We start from the raw sequence: 24,297 nt of genomic DNA, 5'->3' as shown, positions 1-24,297 counted from the left end.
CTGGCGCTGCGCTCAAGACAGCACCGGCCCCGGATCAGGTCCGGGGCGACGACAATCTGGAAATCGCATCATGCTGAAAATCGACAATCTCCATGCCGAAATCGACGGCAAGACAATTCTGAACGGGCTCACGCTCGAAGTGCCTGCGGGCGAGGTCCATGCGATCATGGGTCCCAATGGCGCCGGCAAGTCGACGCTGTCCTATGTATTGGGCGGACGGCCCGGCTACGAGGTTACGCAGGGTTCGGTCGAGTTCAACGGGCAGGACCTGCTCGATCTCGAACCGCACGAACGCGCGGCGGCCGGCCTGTTCCTCGGCTTCCAGTATCCCGTGGAGATTCCCGGCGTGTCCAACCTGCAATTCCTGCGCGAGGCGCTCAACTCGCAGCGCAAGGCGCGTGGGCAAGAAGCGTTGACCGGCGGTGAATTTCTCAAGCTTGCCAAGGACAAGGCGGGCTTGCTCAAGCTCGATCCGGAAATGCTCAAGCGGCACGTCAATGTCGGCTTTTCGGGCGGCGAGAAGAAGCGCGCCGAGATGGTCCAGATGGGCATTCTCGATCCGAAATTCGCCGTGCTCGACGAGACCGATAGCGGCCTCGACATCGACGCACTGCGCGTCGTGGGCGAAGGGATCAATGCGATCATGCGCGACCCGGCCAAGGGCGTGCTGCTGATCACGCACTACCAGCGCCTGCTCGAAGTGGTGAAGCCCGACAAGGTCTCGATCCTGTCGCAGGGCCGGATCGTGCGTACCGGCGGCCCCGAACTGGCAATCGAGCTTGAAAGCGAAGGGTATGATGCGGTGATGGCGGATGCCTGAAGCAGCCGAACTTCCCACAAGGCGCGAAGAGGCCTGGCGTTATTCCGCGGTCGAGCGCTTGCAGGGCGAGGCGCTGGACGACTGGCGTGTGATCGATATCGCGCCGTGCGAGACCTTCCGCGAGACGCTCCTCATCGCCGATGCGGCGGATACGAAGCCCACCGAACTGCACCGCTGGCGTGTGAGTGTCGGCGAGGGCGCGCGCTGCGAGATTTTCGCCGTGCTCTCCTCGGCCGAATTCGCGCGGCTGGAGATCGAGGTGACCCTCGGCAAGGGCGCGCATTTCGAACTTGGCGGCATTACCGTGGGTGGCCGCGAGACGGTGCGCGAGATCGTCACCCGCACTATCCATGCCGAACCGGAGGGCACCAGCAACCAGACCGTTCGTGCGGTTCACTGGGGCCACGGCACGGGCAATTTCCTCGGCAATATCGACGTCGTACGCCATGCTCAGAAGACCGATGCGGCGCAGGACTTCAAAGGGTTGCTGCTCGAAAAGGGCGCGAGCGTGAATGCCGTGCCGCAGCTCGAAATCTTCGCCGACGACGTGAAGTGCGCGCATGGCGCCAGTGTCGGCCAATTGGACGAGACCGCGCGGTTCTACATGGCGGCACGCGGCCTTTCGCCCGACCTTGCCCGCCGTCTGCTGGTACAGGCCTTCCTCGGCGATGCGCTCGTCTCGCTCGACGACGACGAGACGCGCGAGTCGATGATGGGCATTGCGCTCGACAAGGTGGACAGGGCGCTATGAGCGAAGCGGCGACCTTGACCCGGAAAGCGGACTTCCCCGGCCTGCTGACTGCCGATGGGCAGCCGTGGCATTATCTCGACACGGCGGCTTCGGCCCAGAAGCCGCAAGCTGTGATCGACGCCATGTCCCGTGCGCTCGGCACGGACTATGCCACGGTTCATCGCGGGGTCTATTCGCGCAGCGCGCAGATGACGCTCGGCTACGAATCCGCGCGCCGCCGGGTGGCCGATTTCATGGGTGCCAGGAGCGAGAACGAAATCGTTTTCGTGCGCGGCGCAACCGAGGCGATCAATCTCGTCGCGGCGAGCTGGGGCATGGCCAATATCGGAGAGGGCGACCGGATTGTCCTTTCCACGCTGGAGCATCATTCGAACATCGTGCCCTGGCAGATGGTGGCCGAGCGTACCGGCGCGCAGATCGACGTCTGCCCGCTCACCGAAGACCACCGGATCGATCTGGGCGCGCTCGAGGCACTGCTGACGCCGCGCACCAGGCTGGTTTCCCTGGCGCATGTCTCGAACGTTCTGGGCAGCGTGCTCGATGCGCGTGAAGCCGCCGATCTGGCGCATTCGGTCGGCGCGAAGATCCTGCTCGACGGCTGCCAGGCCGCGCCGCGCATGGCGCTCGACATGGCGGCGCTCGATTGCGATTTCTACGCTTTCTCGGGCCATAAAATCTATGGACCCACCGGCATCGGCGTGTTGTGGGCACGCGAGGACATCCTCGATGCCATGCCCCCCTGGCAGGGCGGCGGTGCGATGATCGATCGCGTCACCTTCGAGAAAACCACCTACGCCCCGCCGCCGCAGCGCTTCGAGGCGGGCACGCCGATGATTACCGAGGCGATCGCGCTGCATGCGGCCATCGATTATGTCGATGCGCTCGGCCCGGACCGCCTGTTCGCGCATGAAAGCGCGCTGGCGAAACAGCTCCGCGACGAACTGCGTTCCATGAACTCGGTCACATTGTTCGGGCCGGAGGTAAGCGCGGGCATCGTCAGTTTCGCGCTTCAGGGGGTTCATCCGCACGATCTCGGCACCATATTGGATGAAGAGAATGTTGCGATCCGTGCGGGCCACCACTGCGCGCAGCCGCTGATGGACCACCTCGGCGTTCCCGCCACCGCCCGGGCGAGCTTCGGGCTCTATTCCGACGAAAGCGACATCGCTGCGCTGCTGCGCGGTATCGAAAGGACCCAGAGGATCTTCGGATGAACGACGATCAGGACAAGGATTTCATTGCAGCGCCGTCCCCGGCGGATACCGTCATGGACAAGCCGCCGCGCGCGCGGGTCGAGGACGCCGTCGATCCGGAGGAGAGCCCGCGCGAAACCATGGAGCGCAAACGCGACTATCTCGAAGGCTTTCTCCAGAAAAAGCCCGAGAACGTGCCCGCCGGTGCGCCCGGCGGCGACTTGTATGAAGCGGTGGTCGCCGCGCTCAAGGAAATCTACGATCCGGAAATTCCGGTCAATATCTACGATCTCGGACTGATCTATGGCGTCGAGGTGGACGATGAGAGCGACGTGACCGTCACCATGACGCTGACTACACCGCATTGCCCGGTCGCCGAAACCATGCCCGGCGAGGTCGAATTGCGCGCCGCCAGCGTACCGGGTGTTCGCGATGCGGAAGTCAATCTCGTCTGGGACCCGCCTTGGGGGCCGGACAAGATGACCGACGAGGCGCGTCTCGAATTGGGAATGCTGTGATGAGCGACACCAAGACCCGTCCCGCCCCCAAGGCTGCCGTCATCCTGACGCCCGCCGCCGAACAGCGCGTCGCCGATCTTATGGCCAAGGCGCCCGCCGACGCGATCGGCGTCAAGCTGTCGACCCCGCGTCGCGGCTGTTCGGGCCTTGCCTATTCGGTCGATTACGTCACCGAGGAAGCCAAGTTCGACGAGAAGATCGAAACGCCCGGCGGCGTTTTCTACATCGACGGGGCCAGCGTGCTTTATCTCATTGGCAGCACAATGGACTGGGTCGAAGACGATTTTACAGCCGGCTTCGTGTTCGAAAATCCCAATGCCAAGGGCGCATGCGGCTGCGGTGAAAGCTTTATGGTGTGAGGGCATCCCCGATGCCCTGATTGCCCTTTTGGGACTCGGTAGATCGCCCATGGGGCGGCTATACTACCGCAAAATCTCTACTTAAGCTCGAAGGTCGCGGATCGGCGTAGACTGGGGGTCTTCCAAATGCCGATGAAATGGCGCACCCGACAGGATTCGAACCTGTGACCTCTGCCTTCGGAGGGCAGCGCTCTATCCAGCTGAGCTACGGGTGCGTATGGTGCCGTTAAGCGAGCGGGGCGCTTAGCAAAGCCAGCGTGCGCCCGCCAGCCTTAAAACGGATTGGCGGAAATGACGATGGGGGCGTTAGGCTTTTCGCAAGACTGGCCGCCTAGTCCTGCTGGGCATGAACGCGATGTCCCACCCGTTCGATCTGGTTCACGCCACCATGCTGCCGCCCACCCAGGTCGGGCAGCACGAAACGCCGAACAGCACCTTATTGGCACAGCGATGGGAAGCGGTTCATGAAGCCGCCGCCGCGGTGGGCAATCTGGCCCAGCTTGGCCGCGAGCCACTCTCCCGGGAAATCATGGGGCTGCCTGAGCGGGCCGCTGTAAGGGGCGGCTGGCATTACGACAGCGTCGCGCGCGGGATCGATGATCTTGCCGCGATGATGGAACCCGGTCTGCGGGCGCTTCTGTCGTTGACTGCACAGGGACAGGATACGACTGCCGCCGCACTTACCCTCTGGCGCGAATTTCACACCGCGCGGGCGGCGATCGTTGCTATCCTCGACGCTGCTTGAGTTTCGAAAAATCGACGGCGACCGCAATGTCGCCGGTATAGGCCCCGGCGCGGTTAAGCCTTGACGATGTTCGGGGTATGTTCCATTTCGCCGACATGACGGAATCGCTTCTGGACGGACTTACCGCTTCTCATGTCGCGCGGGGCGTAGCGCGGCTGTTTGCGCGCAACGACATATGGTGCCTGGCCGAAATGCCGCTGCGTTGCGGGCGGCGGGCGGACCTTATGGGTGTCGATCCGAAGGGGCGGGTCATCATCGTCGAAATCAAGGTCCAGCGGGGCGATCTGCTGGGTGATGGCAAATGGCCCGATTATCTCGATCATTGCGATCGTTTCTACTGGGGAGTGCCCCCGGGGTTCGATCACAGCCCGCTGGACGGCGAAGGCTATCGACCGGACAGTTGCGGAATCATCGTTGCCGATGGCTATGACGGGGAAATAGTGCGGCCCGCGCCGCTCGTCCCGCTGGCCGCGGCGCGGCGCAAGGTCGAAATCGAACGGCTTGCCCGCGCTTCCCTGCGCCGCGCCACGGTGGCGTTCGATCCGCATTGCTCGCCATGGGGTGCGATCGAATAGTTTTTGCCGGTTCCCCAGCAGGCGATCGCGCAGTAGGGTCGATTGCACGATGTGGATCGCGATCACTCTTTCCGCCCTTGCCATGACCGCGATCGTGGCCGGGCGCTATCTTGCCTCGAGCGGGATTTTCGCGGCGATCACCAATCGCGTGCGGCCGGGGTATCACGCTGGCCTCGGCAGCCAGATTCGCAGGGAGATCGGCTGGTCGCTCGTCTCGGCCGCGATTTACGGCATTCCTGCGGGCGTGGTCGCGTGGGGCTGGCAGGAGCGTGGGTGGACGCAAATCTATATGGATCCGGGCGCCTATCCGTTGTGGTATCTGCCCCTGGCCCCGCTGCTCTATCTGCTGGCGCATGACGCCTGGTTCTACTGGACGCACCGGTTGATGCATCGCCCGAACCTGTTCCGCACCATGCACGCCGTTCATCATGCAAGCCGCCCCCCGACCGCATGGGCGGCGATGAGCTTTCACCCGTGGGAGGCGATCACGGGCGCGGTGGTCATACCGGTTCTGGTTTTTGTCATCCCGATCCATGTCGCCATGCTGGGCGTGGTATTGATCGTGATGACGGTGATGGGGGTCACCAACCATATGGGCTGGGAAATATTCCCGCGGCGACTGGTTCATTCCAAGTTAGGCGGATGGCTGATAACGGCCAGCCATCACCAGCGCCATCATGAAGAGTATCGATGCAATTACGGCCTCTATTTTCGTCACTGGGATCGTTTTTGCGGTACCGACAAGGGGCTCAGCCCCAACATATGAGCCGGTTGGGCGCGGTAGCCTTCCTGCCGCTCGGCGCGGTGCTTGCGGCCGCCTCGCCCCCTGCGTCCCCCGAAGACGGGGCGCTTTCCGGAGCCACGATCAGCGTGACCGTGACCGAACTGCGCAATGCCAAGGGTATCGTGCGCGCCTGCATGACTACCGACGAAGGCAAGTTTCCGCGCTGCCGCGGCGTCGCGGGAGCGCACGGAGCCACGGCCGAAGCGCGCGAGGGGAGCGTGACCTTTACCTTCGCGGGCGTGAAGCCCGGCCGCTATGCCATTGCCCTGCTGCATGACGAGAACGCCAATGGAAAGGCCGACCGCGCACTGGGCATGATGCCCAAGGAAGGGTTCGGCTTTTCGCGCGATGCGAAGGTGCGGATGGGGCCACCCCGATTTTCCGAAGCCGCTTTCGACATCGGCACAGAGGATCGCGCGCTGACTATAAGGATGCGCTACATGCTCTGAAATTCTCCCGCAAACGGCCCGTTCCATGGTTAATTTCCTTAATCATATCTTTACTGCGCGACGTCCATATCGATGCCGAATGGGCAGAACTCTCGGGAGCCAATGCAGTGATGGACAGGCTAGGCGGTTTTTTCGGCTCGCGTGAAGCGGAGGAAGACTGCGACGACGACTATGTCGAGCCGTTCGACGCCGATATCGAGCCGCCGCCCTCGCCTGTTGGTCAGGACGAACGCCGGATGCAGGTACGCGCCTATAATCACTGGGCGGGTCTGCTGGGCGATCTCAACTTCCCGCCGATCGCAGACCTCGAGCCCGGCACGCTGAAGGATTTCGGCCCCTATTCGGTCCTGCTGGATCTCTCTGACGATGTCGAGGATCCGAAAATCGGCTTTGTGGGCGCCGAATTGGCGGCCGAGTGCGGTCCCACGGAAGATTTGGTCCGGCTTTCCGAAGTTCCCAGCCGATCGGTGCTCAGCCGCATTACCGATCATTACATGCAGATCCTCGCGAATGAGGCGCCAATCGGTTTCGAGGCCGAATTCGTCAACGAAACCGGGGCCTCGGTCCTCTATCGCGGAATTCTGCTGCCCTATTCGAGCGACAACGCGACGATCGACTTCATTTATGGGGTGATAAACTGGAAGGAAATGGCCGACCGGGAAACCGCCGACGCCCTGCTGCTCGAGCTCGATCAGGCGCTCGGCACAATGGACGAATACGGCTTGGACGGCGAGGACACGATCGACACGGTCGAAACGCTTGCGGCCTCTACGCATGGCCGCCATGACCGCGGGGTGCTCGAACTCGGGGATCGTGCGATGATGGACAGCCACGGATCGGGAGCGCTGCCGCGACCGGCGTTCGGACCTGCCGAAGAACATGGCGGTGCCGACGAGGCACCCGGCCGTGCATCGCAGGCCTCCGCCGCGCCGCGCATGGATGCGCTGGGCAATCCGGTCGGCACCCATGTCGCCGACGACGAGTTCGGTGGCGCGGGCGACGATTTCGACGATTTCGACAGCGGTATGAAGACCGCCGCCGATTACGGACTGCCCGAATGGGATGAGGACGAAGAAGACGAGGAGGATGTCGACGGGGTCGTCGACCCTCTGGCCGACGAAGATACCGCGAGCAGCCTTGTCGCGCTGGTCAGCCGCAATGAACGCACGAAGAAAACCGTTCTTCTCTCGCGCAGCGCACCCGTAGCCACTCTGCCGCATGGCTATGGGGACGAGGAAATAGCTGCGTCGCCGCGCCAAGCCGAATTCGATGCGGAGCGGTTCGAAAAGCCCACGGATCCCGTCGCCCGATATGGAACCCTTTCCGAAGCTGGCGAATCCGGCATCGCCGCGGAAAATGAGACTGTCGGGGCCGATGCGCATACGGAACCTGCGGGCAAGGCCATCGCGACGAACACCGGGGCGGAGGAGATTCCCGCCGATGCGCAGGCCTCACCGGAAGGTTTGTACGATTGCCTCGCCGCAGCGCGCGAGATGGCGCAAACCGCGCAGAACACGGAAGATCGCAGCCGCAAGGCGCTTTATGCCGCTGTCGGCCGAGCCTATGATTTCAGCCTCGAAGCGCAGCAGGCACCCGACGATTTCGACGAGCTTTTGAATGAAAATGGGCTGACTTTCCAAGACCGCGCGCCGATGACCCCGGTGGTCAAGCTGGTCTTCGGTGCCGATTACGACAAGACGCGCCTGACCGAATACGCCGCCGTTCTGATGCACGCCCACCGTGTCGGCGTGGAGCGCGGCAAGCTGACCGCATTCCTTCGCGAGGCGGAGGGGGGCCTCAAAGGCGTGGTCCAGGCGGAACGCCGCGCACGAAAGGAAGAACAGGGCAAACCGGTCGCCGACGAGAAAGCGGTACGTCCGGCGCTGGCCGGGAAATTGCGCGCGCTGGACCCGCTCTCGCTCGCCGAACTGGACGAGGAAGGCGCCGAATTCGCGCTTGTGATGGTTCGCCGCACGCCCGAGGGCGCGCTGGAAATTATTGGCGAAGTGCCCGAGGATATCCCGCTCGTGGAACGCGCGGCGCGCAAGCTGCTCGGCTAGAACGGCACTTCCACAAAGGGCTTGTCGGCGCTGCGCCGCAACGGCTAGCGCGGGGCGATGCCGTTCCTGCCTACCGCGTCCGTCCGTATCCAGCCTTATTTCGGTTACCGAAATCGAGAACGATTGCGCATTACAGCGCGCGCGTTGCGATCGCGGGTGGGCCGGTTCGAGAAACGCGGCAAATGGCGCGCCGCCAAAACGATGCTGGGCCAATTCGCCAGCCACGAGGTCGCGGAATTTCCCGTCGAGCTCGAAATCGCGCGCCCCGGCGCCAATAGCCAGCGCCATCAGGGCCTGACCGATAAGGAAGGCTTCGTCCATTTCGACATTCGCCTCGATCCCGAATGGTCTTATGACGATCATCCGGCCTGGGAAACCGTGGTCTTTCACTGGAAGACGGCGGGAGAGGAGCAGTGCCTCGATGCGCATGTGATCGCTCCTGGCACCGACACTGCCCTGGCCGTCATTTCGGATATCGACGATACGATCATCGAAACGGGAATTACCGGCGATTTCCGCAAGGTCATGCGCAATTGGCGGCGCGTTCTGATGCAGATGCCCGAAGAACGCATCATCGTGCCCGGTGCGGATGTTTTCTACAATGCCCTTGGCGGCGGCGACGTGCTGGCGGAAGGCGAGGGTCATGTAGGAGAAACCCAGCCGGCCACGCATCGGCCCTTTTTCTACGTATCGTCCAGTCCGTGGAATCTGTTCAGCTATCTCGTCACCTATATCCGGGGTCGCGGTCTGCCGCTGGGGCCGATCTTCCTGCGCGACTGGGGGCTCAACCGCGAAACCTTCGGTTCGTCGAGCCACGGTGCGCACAAGCGCGCGGCGATCGACGGTATCCTTGGCGCCTATCCCGACATGAAGTTCGCCCTGATCGGCGACGACAGCCAGGGCGACCTCACCGCTTTCGCCGATGTGGCGCTGGAGAATCCGGATCGCGTGCGCGCCATATTCATCCGCAAGGTCGGTGACGCGATGAGCCCCGAAGAATTGAACGCGAAGGCAAAGCTGAAGGCCGCGAACATACCGCTGTGGCTGGGCACCAGCTACGATACGGGGCACAAGTTTCTGGCGTCGGTGGGGCTGTTGGCGGACGAGGAGGCTAGGGCGATCGTCGATTCGGTCGAACGAACCGATCCTTCGGCCGCCGGGTGAGCCGCCCGATGAAGCTTCTGATCGGCGTCGTGGCGGTGCTGGCTGTGGCGGGCGGCATGCTGATGCTGGCAATCCGCAATAACGGGCCTGCGGTTCTCGACGCGATCGACAGGCTGACCGGGGGGACGCGGGGTGTCGTGCTCGTCGCCAAGACGAGCTATGGCGGGCATCCGGATCACCAGCTGCGCATCTACGCGCCTGCCGCCGCGACGCAGCCGCTCCCGGTGGTGGTCTTCGTTCATGGCGGGAGCTGGCGCTGGGGCGATCCCGACGATTACAATTTCGTCGCTCGTTCGCTGGCGCCCGAGGGTTTCCTGGTGGTGCTCGCAGGCTACCGACTGGGCGAGGACGGGCGCTACCCGGCCATGCTCGAAGATACGGCTTCCGCCATCGCGCACGCTGCGCGTCTCGCGCCTCGCTATGGCGGCGACCCGGCCAGAATGGTGCTGGCGGGCCATTCCGCCGGTGCCTATAATGTCGTGCAAACCGCGCTGGAGGAGAAGTGGCTGGCAGACGGCCCGGGCCGCATACGCGGCGTCGTGGGACTGGCCGGGCCTTACGATTTCTTCCCGTTCGACAGCGAATCGACCATCGCCAGCTTCGGTTCGGTCGAGGCAGGAGCTGCGAGCCAGCCGGTCAATCACGCCCGCGGCGATGCGGTGCCCATGCTGCTGATTCATGGCGAGCGCGACACGCTGGTCAAGCCGCGCAATACGAGCGCCCTGTCCCGTGCCCTGCGCGCAGCCGGCGCACCGGTCGAAACGCTGTTTTATGAGGAGTTCGATCACAATGCGCCGCTGGTTTCACTGGCCAGTCCCTGGCGGCGATCGCGCGATGTCGACAATGCGCTGATCGATTTCGCACGTCGGGTGAGCGAGGTTTCAGTTCCGGTTCAGGCCGAAACCCCTTAGGCTGCCCGCCAATGCGCCTGATTGCCCGCCTGCTCGCCATTCTTGCCGCCGCCATGCTCGCGGCGCAGCCGGTCGCCGCCCAGTCGATCCTGCGCGATGCGGAGACCGAGGCGTTTCTCGACGAGATATCCGCCCCCCTTATCGCCGCGGCGGGGCTCGAACCGGAGAATGTGGATATCGTTCTCGTCAACGACCGCTCGATCAATGCCTTCGTCGCCGGCGGGCAGATAGTCTATATTCATTCGGGTCTGATCGAGGCCGCAGACTCCGCCGAGGAAGTTCAGGGCGTGATCGCCCATGAGCTCGGCCACATTACCGGCGGTCATATCCTGCGTTATGGCGAAGGCGCGGCCTCCGCGACCAAGATTTCGCTGCTCTCGGTGCTCGCCGGGATCGGCGCCGCGCTGGCCGGGGCGGGCGAGGCGGCCATGGGCGTGATGGCGCTGGGCCAGCAGGCCGCGCTCGGCCAGTTCCTGTCCTTCAGCCGGACGCAGGAATCCTCGGCCGATTTCGCGGGCGCCGAATATCTTTCGAAGGCGGGAGTTTCCGGCCGGGGGTCGCTGACCTTCTTCGGCAAGCTGCTCAACCAGGAATATCGTTATGGCTACAGCCAGAGCGACGAGGCCGGCTTTTATCGTACCCACCCCTTGTCGGGCGATCGGATTGCCGCGCTGCGCGAAGTCTATGAAAAGGACCCGGCCTGGGATCGGCCGCCCAATGCACGCAACCAGGCCAATTTCGACCGCGTGAAGGCCAAACTGACCGGTTACATCGCCAAGCCTTCCGCAACCCTGCGAGACTATCCCGAAACCGATCAGTCGATCCCCGCGCTCTATGCCCGTGCCTATGCCTATCACCAGAACGCCCGGGTGGACCGCGCGCTCGATGCGGCGGATGCGCTGATCGCGACGAGCCCGGACGATCCCTATTTCCTCGAACTCAAGGGGCAGGTGCTGCTCGAATCGGGGCGCCCGGGCGAAGCGCTCGATCCGCTGCGCCGCGCGACTGCCCTGACCAATTCCGAACCCCTGATCGCCAGCATGTTCGGCCATGCGCTGATCGCGACCGAAGATCCGGCCAATTACGAAGAGGCCGAACGCGTATTGCGCGCCGCGGTGGGCCGCGACCGGCGCAACCCGTTTGCCTGGTACCAGCTCGGCATGGTCTATGCCGCCCGTGGCGACACCGCCCGGGCGCGGCTGGCGACGGCGGAGCAACAGGTGATGAGCGGACAATATGCGCTCGCGCTGCGCAGCGCCCAGGCGGCCGAGGGCGGGCTCGAGCGGGGAACGCCCGACTGGATTCGCGCGCAGGATATAGGCATGCAGGCGCGCGCGCTGCTGGAACGGCAATGCGAAATGGAACGCGGGCGCAATTGCGCACCGCGCTGACTGACGGATTAGGGGCCTTATGAGAAATCATCTGCTGACCGCGCTGATCGCGCTGGTGTTCGGCTTTGCCGGTGCCGCGCTGTGGTCGCTGTCCGGCCTCGGCAACGGCCAGACTCGCGACTATTTGCTCGCCAATCCGCAGATCCTGCCCGAGATGGCCGAAGCCTATCAACGCGGGGATGCGCAAAACCGACTGGCGCAGATCGCGGACGAAGTGAAGCAGCCCTTCCCCGGCGCGGTGCTTGGCAATCCCGACGGATCGAAAGTGCTGGTCAAGTTCACCGATTATGGCTGCACCTATTGCCGCCAGTCGGTCGCAGCGATCGACGAGCTGATCGCCACCGATCCCGAGCTCAAGGTGGTGGTGCGCGAATGGCCCATTTTCGATGGCAGCGAACAGGCTGCGCGCATGGCGCTCGCGGCAGCGAAACAGGGCAAGTATCCCGCCTTCTATCACGCCATGTTCGAACAGGGTCCCCCAAGCGAGGGCACGATTGCCCGCGCCGCGCAGATTGCCGGGCTCGACATTGCCGCCGCCGAGGTTTTCGCGCAGTCCGACGAAGCGACCGCCGAACTGGCGAAGACCATGGCTTTCGCCCGCACATTGCAATTCACCGGCACGCCGAGCTGGGTAGCGGGCGGCGAGGTGATCGAGGGGCTGGTTCCCGCCGAACGGCTCGCCAAGGCGCTCGACGCCGAAACCTAGGCGCTCACTCCTCTTCCAGTGCCTTCGCATAGGCCGAGGCGATCGGTTTCGCCATCACGCGGCGCACCATCGGTTCGAAGAACTCAAGCGGTTCGCTGTCGTAATCGGGATCGAACGCTGCCTGATCGTATTTTTCGCAAAATTCGCGGCAGGCCTCGAAATGGGGATGATCCGCGAACTTGTCGCGCGCATTCTGGTCCATGCCGAGAAAATGAAAATAGTAATAGCCCTGGAAGGCACCGTGATTCTGGCAGATCCAGTGCACTTCCTCGCTCACGAAGGGCTTGATAATCGAGGCGGCGACTTCGGGATGATTGTAGCTCCCCAGCGTGTCTCCGATGTCGTGCAGCAGCGCCATTACGACATATTGCTCGTCGCGCCCGTCGCGATGTGCACGGGTCGCGGTCTGCAGGGAATGCTCCAGCCGACAAATCGGAAAGCCTCCGAAATCGCCGTCGAGTAGCTTGAGATGGTCCAGCACACGGTCGGGCAACCCCTTGGCAAAGGCGCGATATTCGCCGCCAATGATCGCCCAGTCTTCGGCCGTGCCTTCCTTCATCTCGCGGAACTTGGCGCGTTCGCTGGCTGCATGTTCGATATTTTCCTGCACGCCCATCGCGTCTCTCCCTCGCTTCGGCTGTCGGCGGCACTCTAGCGACTGGCGCAGTTCGTCGCAATTGCGCTAGGGGTTCCCGCACATGGCCGTGTTGCCCATCCGACCCACGCCGTTCTTCGAGAACAAGAACCAGGCGTTCTGGAACCTCCAGCTGGCTGGCTGGGGCGGGGCGACACTGCTGCGCGCAATGTCGGCGCTGGCGAACGACCTCCCGCCCGACCGGCTGGTCATCAATCTGATTTCCACCATCACCGGATTTTCGATCAGCCTGCTGCTGGCCGTCACCTACAATCGGCTAATCCGCCAAAAGCCACTCGTCACATGGGGCGCGACGACCGTGGTTCTTGCGATCGCGACCGGAATCTATGCCTTCATCGACAGTTGGGTTCTGGAAGTAGCGGGCGGCGCGACGAGCCAGAATTTCGCCAAGCTGTTCATCGGTATCTACTTCTTCAACCTCACCCTGCTCGGCGCCTGGTCGGCGCTGTATTACGCGATCAATTTCTTCCTCCAGGTGGAAGAACAGGCCGATCGGCTCGAACGGCTGGAAGCGCAGGCGACCAGCGCGCAGCTCGCCATGCTGCGTTACCAGCTCAACCCGCATTTTCTGTTCAACACGCTCAATTCGATCAGCACGCTGGTGCTGCTCAAGCAGAGCGAGACGGCCAATGCCATGCTGACCCGCCTGTCGAGCTTTCTGAGGCATACGCTGGTCACCCAGCCGGGCGGGAAAGTGACGGTTGAGCAGGAGGTCGAGACATTGCAGCTCTATCTCGGCATCGAACAAATGCGTTTCGAGGAGCGCCTGCGCTCCACCTTCCGCATCGAACCGGAGGCGGCAAAGGCCCAGCTGCCGGCCATGCTGCTGCAACCGCTGGTCGAAAATGCGATCAAATACGGCGTCAGTCCGCAAGAGGAGGGTGCAGAAATATCGATCGCAGCGCAGGTGGTCGGCCCGCGCCTGCGCGTCACCGTGTCCGATACCGGCCCCGGCATGACGATGAACAATACCGAGGACGGTCTGCCAGCCGTCAGACCCAGCCGTGCGCGGCGCGATTCGACCGGCGTCGGCCTCACCAATATTCGCGACCGGCTGGCCCAGGCCTATGGCGAGGAACACCGCTTCGAAATCCGGTCGCCCGAAAGCGGCGGGTTCTCGGTGCTGATCGAACTCCCCTTCGAAACGGAGGAGGCCGAGGCGTTAAGCCGCGAGCAAGCCCCCGGCGCCCAAGTCGAACCCGTTAAGAAACCTGCGGCTCGCCCGGCCGTTACACCCTCACCAACACCCCCGAAAGCACACCAGGCATCATGACTATTCGAACCATCCTCGTCGACGACGAGAAGCTTGCGATCCAGGGCCTCCAACTGCGCCTCGAACCCTTTGAAGACGTCGAAATCATCGAGACCTGCCAGAACGGTCGCGAAGCGATCCGCGCGATCAAGACGTTGAAGCCCGATCTCGTCTTCCTCGATATCCAGATGCCCGGTTTCGATGGCTTTTCGGTCGTCCAGGGCGTGATGGAGATCGATCCGCCGCTGTTCGTTTTCGTCACCGCCTTCCAGGAACATGCGATCCGTGCCTTCGAAGCCAATGCGGTCAATTACCTCATGAAACCGGTCGACGAGGACAAGCTCGCCGACACGGTCGAACGCGTGCGCCAGCGGCTTGCCGAAAAGAAATCGACCGAAGAGGCGGAGAAGCTCAAGAACGTTCTCTCAGAGGTCGCTCCCGAAGCTGCGGAAGGCTTCGCCGGCGAGGAGGCGGAGGCGTCGAGCAGGTATGAGAAGCTCATCAACGTCAAGGATCGCGGCCAGATCTTTCGTGTCGAAACCGACACGATCGAGCATATCGAGGCGGCCGGCGATTATATGTGCATTTATACCGGCGACAATTCGCTGATCCTTCGCGAGACGATGAAGGACCTCGAACGCCGTCTCGACCCGCGCAAGTTCCAGCGCGTCCACCGCAGCACGATCGTCAATCTCGACCAGGTGCGGCAGGTGAAACCGCACACCAATGGCGAATGCTTCCTGGTGCTCGACTCGGGCGCCGAGGTTAAGGTCAGCCGCAGCTACCGCGACGTGGTGGCGCGCTTCGTGCATTAGTTTGCTTTTCCCACCGACATCCGTCGGTGCGTCCTCGCTAGACGTGCAGCAAGCTGCACCCGCTGCGGGCGGGCGCCCTTGCCGGGCCTCCCCCGGCCCGGTTAGGAGCACTTCATGGCTTTCCAACTCTCCGGTTTCGACCTTTCCGCTTTCGTCCGCGACACTCTGGACGAGGATCTCGGCGAGGGTCTGGCGGGCGGCGGGCGCGACGTCACCAGCGAAAGCGTGATTCCCGCCGAGGCGCGCTTTGCGGGCGTGATGGATACGCGCGACGCAATCCATGTGGCCGGCCTTCCGGTCGCGGCAGCTTTCTTTCGTGCGCTCGATCCGGACATGAGCGTCGATCTTCTGGTGGAAGAAGGCGCGAGCGTGCCGGCGGGCACCGATCTCATGCGGCTCGAAGGCAATGCCCGCGCCATGCTGACCGCCGAACGCAGCGCGCTCAACACCGTCCAGCATCTCTCGGGTATTGCCACGATGGTCGCCGAATATGTTCGTGCGATGGATAATCCTGGCTGCACCCTGCTCGATACGCGCAAAACCATTCCGGGCCTGCGCATGCTTGAAAAATACGCCGTGCGCATGGGTGGCGGGTCGAACCACCGCATGGGCCTGTGGGATGCGGCGATGATCAAGGACAATCATGTCCTCGTCGCCGGTTCGGTCGGCGAAGCGGTGCGCCGCGCGGTCGAAGCCGGAGTGAAGGACATCATCTGCGAGGTCGACCGGATCGACCAGATCGAGCCCGCTTTGCAAGCCGGGGCGACCCGCCTCCTGCTCGACAATATGGAACCGCCGATCCTGCGCGAGGCCGTGGCGCTGGTCGCGGGCCGTGTGCCGACCGAGGCGAGCGGGGGTATCAATCTGGATACCATCCGGGCGAAAGCCGCCACCGGGGTCGATTACGTATCGGTCGGCCGCCTCACCCAAAGCGCTCCGGCTGCCGATATCGGTCTCGACTTTACCCCCTTGTGATTTGCGGGCATTCTTTCCCGTCGAAAACGGGGGGAATTAGGAATGCGACCGGTTTCTATCCTATGGTTCGAGCGCCTGTTTCTGCTCAGCCTTGTGCTCGTTCTCGTCAACAGCGTGGTCCAGTACGACGCTTTCCTGGCACAAATCCGGAGCGATCCTGCCCTTGCCGCCATGGGTCCGGGCAATGGCTTCGCCGTCGGCGTGATCGCGATCAGCCTGCTGATTCCCTTGATCCTGTGGTACTTCATCGCCCGCCGCGCGAGCGTAATCGCGAAATGGATGCTGGTGGTCCTGACCGCTTTCGGGCTGCTGTTCGTGAATTTCGATCCCGCAACCATGTTTAATCCCGCCAGGCTGACGAGCCTGGTGGTCACGGTTCTCCAGCTTGCGGCCATCGCCTTGCTTTTCCGCGCCGATGCCAGGGCTTGGCTTAGCCGAACTGACGATCATGCGGCGCCCTAGCCATGGCGTCGTCCTGCTGCTCGCCGCGGCGCTGCTTCCCTCCGCACCGCTTGCCGCGCAGCATTACCAGTGCGATTTGCCAACCAGCCTGCGCCTGCCGCAAGTAACTCCCGATGCACCGCCGCGCCGCCTGCCGATCACCGGCTACACGCTGGCGTTGAGCTGGAGCCCGGAATTCTGCAAGCCGCGCAAGGGCCAGCGCCGCCATGCGCGCCAATGCAGTGGACGCGAGGGGATGTTCGGCCTGGTCGTCCATGGGCTCTGGCCGCAAAGCGGGCGGAGCTGGCCGCAATGGTGCCCTGCCCCCCGCGCCCCCTTGCCGCGCGAGGTGGCGGCAAACATGTGTATCTCGCCTTCCGCCGCGCTCCTTGCGCGCCAATGGGCCAAGCATGGCGCCTGCATGACAAAGCGCCCTGCAACCTATTTCAAAGTCACCCGCATATTGTGGCGGGGCCTGCGCATCCCCGACTTCGATCGCGTGAGCCGCGAGGACGGCCTCACCGCAGGCACCATCCGCACCCGCTTCACCGATGCCAATCCCGACTGGCCGCGCGAAGCAGTCGGCGTGAAGCTCAACGCGCGGGGATGGCTCGAAGAACTGCGCCTGTGCTACGACAAACGCTTCATGCCCGCGACCTGCGACCGGGCGCGCTTTGGAGCGCGGAACGAGGCGGCGGCGAAGATATGGCGGGGGTTGTAGCTAGTTCACCGAGATGGTCTTTTCCGTGACGGATGGAAGCACATCATCGAGCCAGTCATGGGACTGCAATGCTGCGGAGTCATCCCAGTGCAGCTCGTCGCCGTCTACCCAGAAGTAGAATGAACTGGAGGTCTCGGACTCGAGACAAATCCCTACCATTGTTCTGTGCCAGACAAGTTCAGCGATCCGGTCAATTGCAAGGCCAGAAAGCGTCGGGAAAAGATCCCGCGTAACGTCGGACAGTTCTGTCCTGCCGAATTCGTCCATCTCCGTGGGGCTGGACAGTGGATCGCTATCAAGGATCATTCTCTGACCATCGCCGGCGACCCGCAAGCGCAGCGTTTTCCCGTTCGTGAAACTTAGGAGTAGGCGAAGAGGCGGGCCATTAGGTTTCTCATTGAAATAGTGCCTCTCCGCAGTGATCGAGGTCAGCTTCATCGCCGCTCCCTGAAAAACTCGCGCAACAATTCCGCCGCCCTCGCCTCGCCGATACCGGCATAGACCTCGGGCCGGTGCAGGCACTGGGGCTGCTCGAACACCCGCGCGCCGTGTTCGACCGCGCCGCCCTTGGGATCGCTCGCCGCATAATAGAGCTTGCCGATGCGCGCATGGACGATCGCGCCCGCGCACATGGCGCAGGGCTCGAGCGTGACCCACAAGTCGCAATCTGTGAGGCGTTCCTCGCCCAGCGCGCGCGCCGCGCGGCGAATCGCGAGGATTTCGGCGTGGGCGGTTGGATCGTGCGTTTCGCGCGGGGCGTTGTGCGCCTCCGCTATCACCTCGCCGCCGCGAGTCACCACCGCGCCCACCGGCACCTCGCCCAGCGCGGAGGCCTTTTCTGCAAGCGCAAGAGCGCGCTCCATGGGTTGCGGAAGTGTCCAGGCGGCCATATCCGCCAGGCGCTAGCCCTCGACGCGCAAGCGTGCAACGTGCTTGACGATTCGCACCCTCGCCGCTATGCGCGCCGCTTTCCGGGACAAGAACGGACCCACACTGCTTTTGCGCAGGACGGGAAAGCTCGCCCGCCCATTCGAACGAGAGACGTATCATGTCGCGCATTTGCGAACTCACCGGCAAGGGCCGCCAGGTCGGCAACAATGTGAGCCACGCCAACAACAAGACCAAGCGGGTCTTCCTGCCGAACCTCCAGAACGTCACGCTGATGAGCGAAAAGCTCGATCGCAGCTTCAAGTTTCGCGTATCGACGCAGGGCCTGCGCAGCGTCGAGCACAATGGCGGCCTCGACAACTGGCTGCTCAAGACCGGCGACGACAAGCTGTCGGCCAATGCGCTCAAGGTGAAGCGCGAGCTGAAGAAGGCGAACGCCGCTTCCGCTTGAGGTCTGCGGGGCGCCGGGCGCCCTGGCAACAGCGGAAATTCGAAGGGCGCGCGAGGGCTACTCGCGCGCTTTTTCGCGTTGGTCCCAGCGTAGTTTGAGCAGCAGGGTGCGCTGGGTCGACATGAAATTGTCGTCCGAGATCAACCACAGATGCGTCCCGTCGTGGTCACGGGTCAGCGTCAGCCCCTCGTAATTTTCCTGCGGAATCGCATCGCCGAATTCGGTCACCAGACGCGCGGCGATACTGCCATCGGGGTTCCGCCGATCGATATTCACGTGAGCGATCGCCGATTCGAAGCCGGGCGGGATGCCCCAGACCACGCGGCGCAGAAGCACGAGCGCCTGCCCGCCGCCGATCGGCGTGCCGTCGACAGGACGGTAGCCCGCCGGAATGCCCACGATCGCTCTTGCGGGGTCCCGATCCTTCACGGGGTCGGTGGCGAAGACAAGGGCATGATGCCGCCCCCGCCCGCGGCGCGCGCGTTCTTCCACCACGAGAAAACGGCCGTCCGCCAAACGGACCAGCGTTTCGGCTCCGGCATTGTCTTCCCAATCGCGCATCCCGGCCGGTCGAACCTCGGCATCGGGATTGAAGCGTGTGTCGAAGCGGACAATCGACTTGCGATATTCGTAGCCGCCCCACACCGTGCCGCTGGCCGGGTCGACCGCCAGGGATTCCAGATCGCGCCCCACTTTGGCGCTCGCTTCCTCATGGGCGAACCGGGCGAGCACGCCTGGCTGCGCGCTGCGGTCGGGCCGCTCGAATTGCAATCTTCGCCCCGTATCCGACCCGGCCAGAAAACGCCTATCGTCCCGTGCGACCAGCGCGGAAAATCCGCCGAATTCCAGCCGGTCGCCGGTCAATTCCCATGCGGCGGAGAGCGTAAAGGGGCCGCGCCGCTCCGGCGTTATCGCCAATGGCCGGATCGTCACCGACCGTTGGAAATCGCGCGGGGGTTCGGGCGCACGCCACCAGAGGCCCGGCGCAAGCGCCGCCGTGAGCAGGATGATGGAGAGCAAACGCGTGCGGCGCATGGGCGGTACGTTTCCTTCGCTGGGCGGGCGGGCGCTTTAGGCGCTCAGCGCATCGGACCGGTGAACAGCAGCGGGTCGAGCCGGGCATTGCGCCATTTGAGGCTCCAGTGCAGATGCGGACCCGTCGCCCGGCCGGATGAGCCGATATCGCCGATGTGCTGGCCCTGCGTCACCCTGTCGCCCTTGCCCACATAGAGCCGCGACGAGTGCAGGAAGGCGCTGTTGAGCCCCTGCCCGTGATCGATAATCAGCAACTTGCCCTCCAGGCTGAAATCGTCTTCCGCCAGCACGACCACACCGTCGGCGGGCGCGACATAGGGCGTTCCGCTGGTGCCGGTGCTGATGTCGATTCCCGAATGGTAGCTGCCCGGCTCGCCGCGATAGATGCGCTGCGCACCGAAGCGGCCCGAGATACGTCCCGATACCGGCCAGATGAAATCCTGCTGCCAGCCCCGCGCGCCGGTTTCCGCCAGCCGCGCATTCCAGATGGCATCGAGTTCGGGCTGGCGACGGCGCATGAAAGCCGCGTTCGACCCCCGCGGCCTGCGCGCGACGTTGACGTGCTCGATATCCCAGGCGCGCGGAGCCACGGTCAGCGGGCTGTCTATCGTCTGCCCATCGGTCAGCCGCGCGATCAGCCGCATCGTTTTCGGCGAATCGCGGTCGAAGGCGGCGAAGAACCGCCCCTCGCCATCGAAAGCGAGCTCTTCCTCGCCCAGCATCGCCTGGGCCGTGCCGTTCGGCACTGTTCCGCGTATCCAGCCCCCCTGTTCCAGCTCGCCCGCGAAAGTGAAGACTGCGGGGCGTGGCGGGTACGGCGCCGGAGTCGGAGTAGGTGCGGGGGCCGCGCGAACCGGCTGTACCACTTCCGTGCGCCGCGGCGGGGGTGCCTGCTCCGCCTCGGGGGCGGGAATGCAGGCTGTAGTCAGGAAGAGAAGCGGTGCGACCCGGGTGAAACTCACGGCGCCATTCGCTCGGTGGCGAGCTGCGCGCTGGCATAGGCTTCCTGGTGTTCGACCGACCAGTAACGCAGCTCGTCGAGCGGAATCGGCACACCGCTCATCGCACAGAAGACGTGATTGCCCGCGCGCAGGACGCGGAAGCCGGAAGGGCCATATTGCAGCTTGGCTTCGCCATTGGACGGGCCGGAATTCTTGTTCATCAACATGGTGTGAATCCTAGCAGGTCGACCTTAACCGAACAAATCGTCTTGTTTCGGTGCGGTTCGGGTCTTGCGCGGTTTGCGGCGGGGGGGGGCAGGAGATGCGGCGTCTGCGGTCGCGACATCGAGCTCGCCGTCGCGGAACTTGAGGGTGAGGGCGGCCTCCTTGGCCGCAGCGGCCTTGTCGGTGATGGTGCGCCCGTCGGGGCCGGTGACCCGGACATAGCCACGTTGGAGCGGGCGGTCGGGGTGGAGCTGTTCGGCGAGCCGCGCCAGAGCGGCCAACCGTTGGCGCCGCTCGGCAAGGGGCCGTTCGACCAGCGCGGGCACAAGCTTTTGCCCCGCCAGCGCGCGCTGCGCCTCGCGCAGATTGCGGTGGAGCGCAGCCGGAGCAAGGCGCAGGTTGGAGAGCTGCTCGCGCCCCTGCGCCGTCCGATCGCGCAGGCCCCGGCGCAGGCGTTCGGCAAGGTCGTCCAGCCGCTGCGCATGCGGTTCGAGCAACGCTTCCCGCTTCGGCAGCCGGTCGGTGCGCGCCTGCAACCGCTCGCGGCCCAATTGCACAGGGCGCAGGATTGCGCGTTTCTTGCGCGCTGCGAAATCGGCCAGAGTCGCGGCAAGTTCGGCGCGCACGGGAACGGCGATCTCGGCGGCGGCGGTGGGGGTCGGCGCGCGGCGGTCGGCGGCATAGTCGGCCAGCGTGGTGTCGGTCTCGTGCCCGACGGCGCTGATCGTGGGTATCGGGCAGTCGGCAATCGCGCGGACGACCACTTCCTCGTTGAAGCTCCACAGATCCTCGATCGAGCCACCGCCGCGCGCAACGATCAGGAGATCCGGCCGGTCGGGGTGGCCTTCGGGAATGGCCGAAAAGCCGCGCACCGCACCGGCAACCTGCTCCGCCGCGCCTTGACCCTGCACCAGCACCGGCCACACTATCACCCGGCTGGGGAAGCGATCCGCCAGGCGGTGGAGAATGTCGCGAATGACCGCCCCGGTGGGCGACGTGACCACGCCGATGGTGCGCGGCAGGAAGGGCAGCGGCTGTTTGCGCTCCTGCGCGAACAATCCTTCGGCCTGCAACCGGGCGCGGGTCTTCTCGAGCAGCGCCAGCAACGCGCCTTCGCCTGCCAGCTCCATCCGTTCGATGACGATCTGGTATTTCGAACGGCCCGGATAGGTGGTCAGCTTGCCACTGGCGACCACCTCCAGCCCGTCTTCGGGATTGAACGGCAGGCGACCGGTATTGCCCCGCCACATCACCCCGTCGAGCACCGCCTTCTCATCCTTGAGCGCACAATACATATGCCCGCTCGCCGCGCGCTTCACGCCCGACAGTTCACCACGCAGCCGCACGAAGCCGAAGCGATCCTCCACCGTGCGCTTCAGCGCTAGCGATATTTCGCTGACTGTAAGCGGCTCGGCGTTGTCGCCTGCGCGCGCCTTCGCTACCAAGCTTGCATCTTCTGCATCTGACGGGAAATCGGTGGGCATGAATATCCTTTTGCTTGGCTTGGGCGGTCGCGAGCATGCATTGGCGTGGAAACTGGCGCAATCGCCGCTGTGCGACAAGCTGTGGGCGGCCCCGGGCAATCCCGGCATCGCCCAGGACGCGGAATGCGTCGCGCTCGACGCGACCGATCATGACGCCGTGATCGCATTCGCGCGCGAGAAGGAGATCGGCCTCGTCGTGATCGGGCCAGAGGCTCCGCTGGTCGACGGATTGGCCGATTCGCTGCGCGCGGCGGGCATCGACGCGTTCGGCCCTTCGAAACAGGCTGCACAGCTCGAAGGCAGCAAGGGCTTCACCAAGGAGCTGTGCAAGCGCGCGAACATACCCACCGCGCGCTACGAACGCTGCACCTCGCTGGAGGCGGCCTGGGGGGCGCTCAAGAAATTCGATCCGCCCTTCGTTCTCAAGGCCGACGGGCTGGCTGCGGGCAAGGGCGTGGTCATCGCCGACACGCGCGAGGAAGCGCAGAATGCGCTGAACGAGATGTTCGACGGCAAGTTCGGCAGCGCGGGCAGCGAGGTGGTGATCGAACAGTTCCTGACCGGCGAGGAGGCGAGCTTCTTCGCGCTCACCGACGGCACTGCGATTCTCCCCATCGGCACCGCGCAGGATCACAAGCGCGTGGGCGAGGGCGATACCGGCCCCAATACCGGCGGGATGGGCGCCTATTCCCCCGCCCCGGTGCTGAGCGAGGCGCTGCAGGCACAGGTGATGCGCGAGATCGTCGAGCCGACTGTGCAGACGCTGCGCGAGGAAGGCATGCCCTATTCGGGCGTTCTTTATGCCGGGCTGATGCTGACCACAGACGGGCCGCAGCTGATCGAATACAACGCGCGCTTCGGCGATCCGGAATGCCAGGTGCTAATGATGCGGCTCGAAAGCGATCTCGTCGAGCTGATGCAGGCCTGCGCGCGCGGCACGCTGGGCGAGGTGGCTGCGCCGGTCTTGTCGGACGATTTCGCGCTGACCGTGGTAATGGCAGCCGAGGGCTATCCCGGCACGCCCAAGAAGGGCGGCACGATCCACCTCGGCGAAGCGGAAGCGAGAGGCGCCAAGGTCTTCCACGCCGGCACCAAGCTCGACGGCGACACGCTCACCAGCAGCGGCGGTCGTGTCCTCAATGTGACGGCGCGCGGAGCAAGCGCGACCGAGGCGCAGGCCAATGCCTATGCCGCCGTCGACGCCATCGACTTCGCCGACGGTTTTTGCCGCAGGGACATTGGGCAAAGAGAGGTGAGAAGGGAGCGCGGGTAATCAGACCTACGTTGTCGCTGGTTGATCGCGGCCTTCAACACTTCCCCCAAGCGCTTACAATTGGGATTGAAGCCCTCGAGGCAATCCTAAGCGAAGTCGGGCAAGAAGGCCCCGGGACGCGGATCACCAATGCGCCGGAACTAGACCGCTTTCTGGATCCAGAAGGTGCTCTTGCTGCTGTGTTGGCAGAATGCGGAGCCCTCGGAACTCGGCCCGTACGTGCCATCCTGTTCGACAAATCCATGAACCAGAATTGGGCGCTGGGCTGGCATCAAGACCGGACAATTTGCGTCAAGGACCGGGTGGGGGTTGAGGGTTTCGGTCCATTTACGAGAAAGCAAGGCCTCGTCCACGTCGAACCGCCGTTCGAAATCATCGAACGAATGACGACTCTTCGAATACATCTCGATGACGTACCCATGGACAACGCACCACTCTTGGTCGCCGAGGGTTCGCACCGCCTCGGAAAAATTCCCGTGTCGGAAGTCGACGCAATCGCGGCATCGCTGCCAACTTGCGCTTGCCTTGCGAGACGAACTGACGTGTGGGCCTATTCGACGCCAATACTGCACGCATCAAAGCGCGCCGGAAACGGAGGTCGCAGAAGGGTTCTGCAAGTCGACTACTCGCCCGACGATTTACCGCCTCCCCTTGAATGGCTTGGCATCTGCTCGCCTTCGGAGCCGAACTGATGTTGTTTACCCCGGTAACGATA

The 24,297-nt window shown here is 64.0% G+C and carries 29 protein-coding genes and 1 tRNA gene; 22 read left to right on the top strand and 8 right to left on the bottom strand.

Features of this window, described 5'->3' with window-relative positions; translation table 11 throughout:
* Nucleotides 1-70 precede the first annotated feature (70 nt).
* From sufC to L5849_RS09625, 5 genes are read left to right on the top strand one after another with little or no spacing between them, the layout of a single operon-like run.
* Nucleotides 71-820 carry a Fe-S cluster assembly ATPase SufC gene (sufC, locus tag L5849_RS09645; RefSeq protein WP_115415534.1) on the top strand — a complete coding sequence of 250 codons (750 nt, stop codon included), beginning with the start codon at nucleotides 71-73 and terminating at the stop codon, nucleotides 818-820.
* Nucleotides 813-1,571, top strand: coding sequence for a SufD family Fe-S cluster assembly protein (locus tag L5849_RS09640; protein WP_236925401.1), 759 nt, complete (start codon nucleotides 813-815; stop codon nucleotides 1,569-1,571). Before sufC ends, L5849_RS09640 begins: the two co-directional genes overlap by 8 nt.
* Nucleotides 1,568-2,785 (top strand): cysteine desulfurase, encoded by a 1,218-nt coding sequence (locus L5849_RS09635; RefSeq protein ID WP_236925400.1) that lies wholly within the window; start codon nucleotides 1,568-1,570, stop codon nucleotides 2,783-2,785. The genes L5849_RS09640 and L5849_RS09635 overlap by 4 nt, the downstream gene beginning before the upstream one ends.
* Complete coding sequence (locus L5849_RS09630) at nucleotides 2,782-3,282, top strand: SUF system Fe-S cluster assembly protein (protein ID WP_236925399.1); 501 nt, start codon at nucleotides 2,782-2,784, stop codon at nucleotides 3,280-3,282. The genes L5849_RS09635 and L5849_RS09630 overlap by 4 nt, the downstream gene beginning before the upstream one ends.
* Nucleotides 3,282-3,641, top strand: a complete 360-nt coding sequence (locus L5849_RS09625) for an iron-sulfur cluster assembly accessory protein (protein ID WP_115415530.1) — start codon at nucleotides 3,282-3,284, stop codon at nucleotides 3,639-3,641. The genes L5849_RS09630 and L5849_RS09625 overlap by 1 nt, the downstream gene beginning before the upstream one ends.
* A 138-nt stretch (nucleotides 3,642-3,779) precedes the next feature.
* On the opposite strand, the gene L5849_RS09620 is transcribed toward L5849_RS09625, so the two are convergent.
* Nucleotides 3,780-3,856 (bottom strand) — tRNA-Arg (locus L5849_RS09620).
* A gap of 131 nt (nucleotides 3,857-3,987) precedes the next feature.
* On the opposite strand from L5849_RS09620, the gene L5849_RS09615 reads away from it, so the two are divergent.
* From L5849_RS09615 to L5849_RS09575, 9 genes are all read left to right on the top strand, one after another.
* On the top strand, nucleotides 3,988-4,386 hold the full coding sequence (locus tag L5849_RS09615; RefSeq protein WP_236925398.1) for a hypothetical protein: 399 nt from the start codon (nucleotides 3,988-3,990) through the stop codon (nucleotides 4,384-4,386).
* Between the two features lie 77 nt (nucleotides 4,387-4,463).
* Complete coding sequence (locus L5849_RS09610) at nucleotides 4,464-4,961, top strand: MmcB family DNA repair protein (RefSeq protein WP_236925397.1); 498 nt, start codon at nucleotides 4,464-4,466, stop codon at nucleotides 4,959-4,961.
* Nucleotides 4,962-5,010: 49 nt separating this feature from the next.
* A complete protein-coding gene (locus L5849_RS09605) occupies nucleotides 5,011-5,727 on the top strand; it encodes a sterol desaturase family protein (protein WP_236925396.1) in 717 nt (238 codons plus the stop codon).
* Nucleotides 5,724-6,194 carry a DUF2141 domain-containing protein gene (locus tag L5849_RS09600; RefSeq protein WP_236925395.1) on the top strand — a complete coding sequence of 157 codons (471 nt, stop codon included), beginning with the start codon at nucleotides 5,724-5,726 and terminating at the stop codon, nucleotides 6,192-6,194. The genes L5849_RS09605 and L5849_RS09600 overlap by 4 nt, the downstream gene beginning before the upstream one ends.
* Before the next feature lie 110 nt (nucleotides 6,195-6,304).
* Nucleotides 6,305-8,254, top strand: a complete 1,950-nt coding sequence (locus L5849_RS17205) for a hypothetical protein (RefSeq protein WP_370459220.1) — start codon at nucleotides 6,305-6,307, stop codon at nucleotides 8,252-8,254.
* A 123-nt stretch (nucleotides 8,255-8,377) separates the two neighbouring features.
* Entirely contained in the window at nucleotides 8,378-9,418 is a 1,041-nt protein-coding gene (locus tag L5849_RS09590) for a phosphatase domain-containing protein (protein WP_236925394.1), read from the top strand.
* Nucleotides 9,419-9,426: 8 nt separating this feature from the next.
* Nucleotides 9,427-10,329, top strand: a complete 903-nt coding sequence (locus L5849_RS09585) for an alpha/beta hydrolase (RefSeq protein WP_236925393.1) — start codon at nucleotides 9,427-9,429, stop codon at nucleotides 10,327-10,329.
* Nucleotides 10,330-10,340: 11 nt separating this feature from the next.
* The gene (locus L5849_RS09580; RefSeq protein WP_236925392.1) at nucleotides 10,341-11,720 is read left to right on the top strand and encodes a M48 family metalloprotease; all 1,380 of its coding nucleotides are present in this window, start codon (nucleotides 10,341-10,343) and stop codon (nucleotides 11,718-11,720) included.
* Between the two features lie 19 nt (nucleotides 11,721-11,739).
* A complete protein-coding gene (locus tag L5849_RS09575) occupies nucleotides 11,740-12,426 on the top strand; it encodes a DsbA family protein (protein WP_115415476.1) in 687 nt (228 codons plus the stop codon).
* A gap of 4 nt (nucleotides 12,427-12,430) precedes the next feature.
* Here the strand turns inward: L5849_RS09575 and L5849_RS09570 are convergent, their stop codons facing one another.
* On the bottom strand, nucleotides 12,431-13,042 hold the full coding sequence (locus L5849_RS09570) for an HD domain-containing protein (protein ID WP_115415475.1): 612 nt from the start codon (nucleotides 13,040-13,042) through the stop codon (nucleotides 12,431-12,433).
* An 82-nt stretch (nucleotides 13,043-13,124) separates the two neighbouring features.
* Here L5849_RS09570 and L5849_RS09565 point away from each other — a divergent pair, with 82 nt between their 5' ends.
* The 5 genes from L5849_RS09565 to L5849_RS09545 all read left to right on the top strand — a co-directional run bounded on the left by L5849_RS09565 (nucleotide 13,125) and on the right by L5849_RS09545 (nucleotide 17,285).
* Nucleotides 13,125-14,354: a sensor histidine kinase gene (locus L5849_RS09565; protein WP_236925391.1), complete on the top strand. Its 1,230-nt coding sequence runs from the start codon at nucleotides 13,125-13,127 to the stop codon at nucleotides 14,352-14,354.
* Nucleotides 14,351-15,148 carry a LytTR family DNA-binding domain-containing protein gene (locus L5849_RS09560; protein WP_115415473.1) on the top strand — a complete coding sequence of 266 codons (798 nt, stop codon included), beginning with the start codon at nucleotides 14,351-14,353 and terminating at the stop codon, nucleotides 15,146-15,148. The genes L5849_RS09565 and L5849_RS09560 overlap by 4 nt, the downstream gene beginning before the upstream one ends.
* A 114-nt stretch (nucleotides 15,149-15,262) precedes the next feature.
* A complete protein-coding gene (gene nadC, locus L5849_RS09555; protein ID WP_115415472.1) occupies nucleotides 15,263-16,123 on the top strand; it encodes a carboxylating nicotinate-nucleotide diphosphorylase in 861 nt (286 codons plus the stop codon).
* Nucleotides 16,124-16,165: 42 nt separating this feature from the next.
* On the top strand, nucleotides 16,166-16,585 hold the full coding sequence (locus tag L5849_RS09550; protein ID WP_115415471.1) for a hypothetical protein: 420 nt from the start codon (nucleotides 16,166-16,168) through the stop codon (nucleotides 16,583-16,585).
* Nucleotides 16,572-17,285, top strand: a complete 714-nt coding sequence (locus tag L5849_RS09545) for a ribonuclease T (RefSeq protein WP_236925390.1) — start codon at nucleotides 16,572-16,574, stop codon at nucleotides 17,283-17,285. The genes L5849_RS09550 and L5849_RS09545 overlap by 14 nt, the downstream gene beginning before the upstream one ends.
* Here the strand turns inward: L5849_RS09545 and L5849_RS09540 are convergent, their stop codons facing one another.
* Together L5849_RS09540 and L5849_RS09535 are read right to left on the bottom strand one after the other, a co-directional pair.
* Nucleotides 17,286-17,723: a hypothetical protein gene (locus L5849_RS09540; protein WP_236925389.1), complete on the bottom strand. Its 438-nt coding sequence runs from the start codon at nucleotides 17,721-17,723 to the stop codon at nucleotides 17,286-17,288.
* Nucleotides 17,720-18,175 carry a nucleoside deaminase gene (locus L5849_RS09535; RefSeq protein ID WP_236925388.1) on the bottom strand — a complete coding sequence of 152 codons (456 nt, stop codon included), beginning with the start codon at nucleotides 18,173-18,175 and terminating at the stop codon, nucleotides 17,720-17,722. The genes L5849_RS09540 and L5849_RS09535 overlap by 4 nt, the downstream gene beginning before the upstream one ends.
* Nucleotides 18,176-18,333: 158 nt before the next feature.
* On the opposite strand from L5849_RS09535, the gene rpmB reads away from it, so the two are divergent.
* The gene (rpmB, locus tag L5849_RS09530; protein ID WP_115415467.1) at nucleotides 18,334-18,624 is read left to right on the top strand and encodes a 50S ribosomal protein L28; all 291 of its coding nucleotides are present in this window, start codon (nucleotides 18,334-18,336) and stop codon (nucleotides 18,622-18,624) included.
* A 57-nt stretch (nucleotides 18,625-18,681) separates the two neighbouring features.
* On the opposite strand, the gene L5849_RS09525 is transcribed toward rpmB, so the two are convergent.
* Genes L5849_RS09525 through xseA form a run of 4 tightly spaced genes read right to left on the bottom strand, consistent with a single transcriptional unit; the run spans nucleotide 18,682 to nucleotide 22,309 of the window.
* Nucleotides 18,682-19,659 (bottom strand): esterase-like activity of phytase family protein, encoded by a 978-nt coding sequence (locus L5849_RS09525; protein ID WP_236925387.1) that lies wholly within the window; start codon nucleotides 19,657-19,659, stop codon nucleotides 18,682-18,684.
* Nucleotides 19,660-19,703: 44 nt separating this feature from the next.
* Complete coding sequence (locus tag L5849_RS09520) at nucleotides 19,704-20,621, bottom strand: M23 family metallopeptidase (protein ID WP_236925386.1); 918 nt, start codon at nucleotides 20,619-20,621, stop codon at nucleotides 19,704-19,706.
* Nucleotides 20,618-20,827 carry a DUF2093 domain-containing protein gene (locus L5849_RS09515; RefSeq protein ID WP_115415465.1) on the bottom strand — a complete coding sequence of 70 codons (210 nt, stop codon included), beginning with the start codon at nucleotides 20,825-20,827 and terminating at the stop codon, nucleotides 20,618-20,620. Before L5849_RS09515 ends, L5849_RS09520 begins: the two co-directional genes overlap by 4 nt.
* Nucleotides 20,828-20,851: 24 nt before the next feature.
* Entirely contained in the window at nucleotides 20,852-22,309 is a 1,458-nt protein-coding gene (gene xseA, locus L5849_RS09510; RefSeq protein ID WP_236925385.1) for an exodeoxyribonuclease VII large subunit, read from the bottom strand.
* Between xseA and purD the strand changes: the two genes are divergently transcribed.
* Together purD and L5849_RS09500 are read left to right on the top strand one after the other, a co-directional pair.
* A complete protein-coding gene (gene purD / locus L5849_RS09505) occupies nucleotides 22,308-23,582 on the top strand; it encodes a phosphoribosylamine--glycine ligase (RefSeq protein WP_236925384.1) in 1,275 nt (424 codons plus the stop codon). The two genes, xseA and purD, sit on opposite strands and share 2 nt — an antisense overlap.
* Before the next feature lie 11 nt (nucleotides 23,583-23,593).
* Nucleotides 23,594-24,274, top strand: a complete 681-nt coding sequence (locus L5849_RS09500; protein ID WP_236925383.1) for a phytanoyl-CoA dioxygenase family protein — start codon at nucleotides 23,594-23,596, stop codon at nucleotides 24,272-24,274.
* The last annotated feature ends 23 nt before the right edge of the window (nucleotides 24,275-24,297 follow it).

It is taken from the genome of Erythrobacter sp. SN021, assembly GCF_021864455.1.
This window is presented reverse-complemented; position numbering and strand designations above follow the sequence as displayed.

Excerpts from the sequence above, each read along its gene's own strand:
- rpmB (WP_115415467.1), top strand. The coding sequence starts at position 18,334 with ATGTCGCGCATTTGCGAACTCACCGGCAAGGGCCGCCAGGTCGGCAAC.
- L5849_RS09625 (WP_115415530.1), top strand. The coding sequence starts at position 3,282 with ATGAGCGACACCAAGACCCGTCCCGCCCCCAAGGCTGCCGTCATCCTG.
- L5849_RS09575 (WP_115415476.1), top strand. The coding sequence starts at position 11,740 with ATGAGAAATCATCTGCTGACCGCGCTGATCGCGCTGGTGTTCGGCTTT.
- L5849_RS09550 (WP_115415471.1), top strand. The coding sequence starts at position 16,166 with ATGCGACCGGTTTCTATCCTATGGTTCGAGCGCCTGTTTCTGCTCAGC.
- L5849_RS09600 (WP_236925395.1), top strand. The coding sequence starts at position 5,724 with ATGAGCCGGTTGGGCGCGGTAGCCTTCCTGCCGCTCGGCGCGGTGCTT.
- L5849_RS09565 (WP_236925391.1), top strand. The coding sequence starts at position 13,125 with ATGGCCGTGTTGCCCATCCGACCCACGCCGTTCTTCGAGAACAAGAAC.
- L5849_RS09515 (WP_115415465.1), bottom strand. The coding sequence starts at position 20,827 with ATGTTGATGAACAAGAATTCCGGCCCGTCCAATGGCGAAGCCAAGCTG.
- L5849_RS09545 (WP_236925390.1), top strand. The coding sequence starts at position 16,572 with ATGCGGCGCCCTAGCCATGGCGTCGTCCTGCTGCTCGCCGCGGCGCTG.
- L5849_RS09535 (WP_236925388.1), bottom strand. The coding sequence starts at position 18,175 with ATGGCCGCCTGGACACTTCCGCAACCCATGGAGCGCGCTCTTGCGCTT.
- L5849_RS09630 (WP_236925399.1), top strand. The coding sequence starts at position 2,782 with ATGAACGACGATCAGGACAAGGATTTCATTGCAGCGCCGTCCCCGGCG.
- L5849_RS09585 (WP_236925393.1), top strand. The coding sequence starts at position 9,427 with ATGAAGCTTCTGATCGGCGTCGTGGCGGTGCTGGCTGTGGCGGGCGGC.
- L5849_RS09605 (WP_236925396.1), top strand. The coding sequence starts at position 5,011 with ATGTGGATCGCGATCACTCTTTCCGCCCTTGCCATGACCGCGATCGTG.
- L5849_RS09560 (WP_115415473.1), top strand. The coding sequence starts at position 14,351 with ATGACTATTCGAACCATCCTCGTCGACGACGAGAAGCTTGCGATCCAG.
- sufC (WP_115415534.1), top strand. The coding sequence starts at position 71 with ATGCTGAAAATCGACAATCTCCATGCCGAAATCGACGGCAAGACAATT.
- L5849_RS09570 (WP_115415475.1), bottom strand. The coding sequence starts at position 13,042 with ATGGGCGTGCAGGAAAATATCGAACATGCAGCCAGCGAACGCGCCAAG.
- L5849_RS09610 (WP_236925397.1), top strand. The coding sequence starts at position 4,464 with ATGTTCCATTTCGCCGACATGACGGAATCGCTTCTGGACGGACTTACC.
- L5849_RS09580 (WP_236925392.1), top strand. The coding sequence starts at position 10,341 with ATGCGCCTGATTGCCCGCCTGCTCGCCATTCTTGCCGCCGCCATGCTC.
- L5849_RS09540 (WP_236925389.1), bottom strand. The coding sequence starts at position 17,723 with ATGAAGCTGACCTCGATCACTGCGGAGAGGCACTATTTCAATGAGAAA.
- L5849_RS09635 (WP_236925400.1), top strand. The coding sequence starts at position 1,568 with ATGAGCGAAGCGGCGACCTTGACCCGGAAAGCGGACTTCCCCGGCCTG.
- L5849_RS09615 (WP_236925398.1), top strand. The coding sequence starts at position 3,988 with ATGAACGCGATGTCCCACCCGTTCGATCTGGTTCACGCCACCATGCTG.
- nadC (WP_115415472.1), top strand. The coding sequence starts at position 15,263 with ATGGCTTTCCAACTCTCCGGTTTCGACCTTTCCGCTTTCGTCCGCGAC.
- purD (WP_236925384.1), top strand. The coding sequence starts at position 22,308 with ATGAATATCCTTTTGCTTGGCTTGGGCGGTCGCGAGCATGCATTGGCG.
- xseA (WP_236925385.1), bottom strand. The coding sequence starts at position 22,309 with ATGCCCACCGATTTCCCGTCAGATGCAGAAGATGCAAGCTTGGTAGCG.
- L5849_RS09525 (WP_236925387.1), bottom strand. The coding sequence starts at position 19,659 with ATGCGCCGCACGCGTTTGCTCTCCATCATCCTGCTCACGGCGGCGCTT.
- L5849_RS09640 (WP_236925401.1), top strand. The coding sequence starts at position 813 with ATGCCTGAAGCAGCCGAACTTCCCACAAGGCGCGAAGAGGCCTGGCGT.
- L5849_RS17205 (WP_370459220.1), top strand. The coding sequence starts at position 6,305 with ATGGACAGGCTAGGCGGTTTTTTCGGCTCGCGTGAAGCGGAGGAAGAC.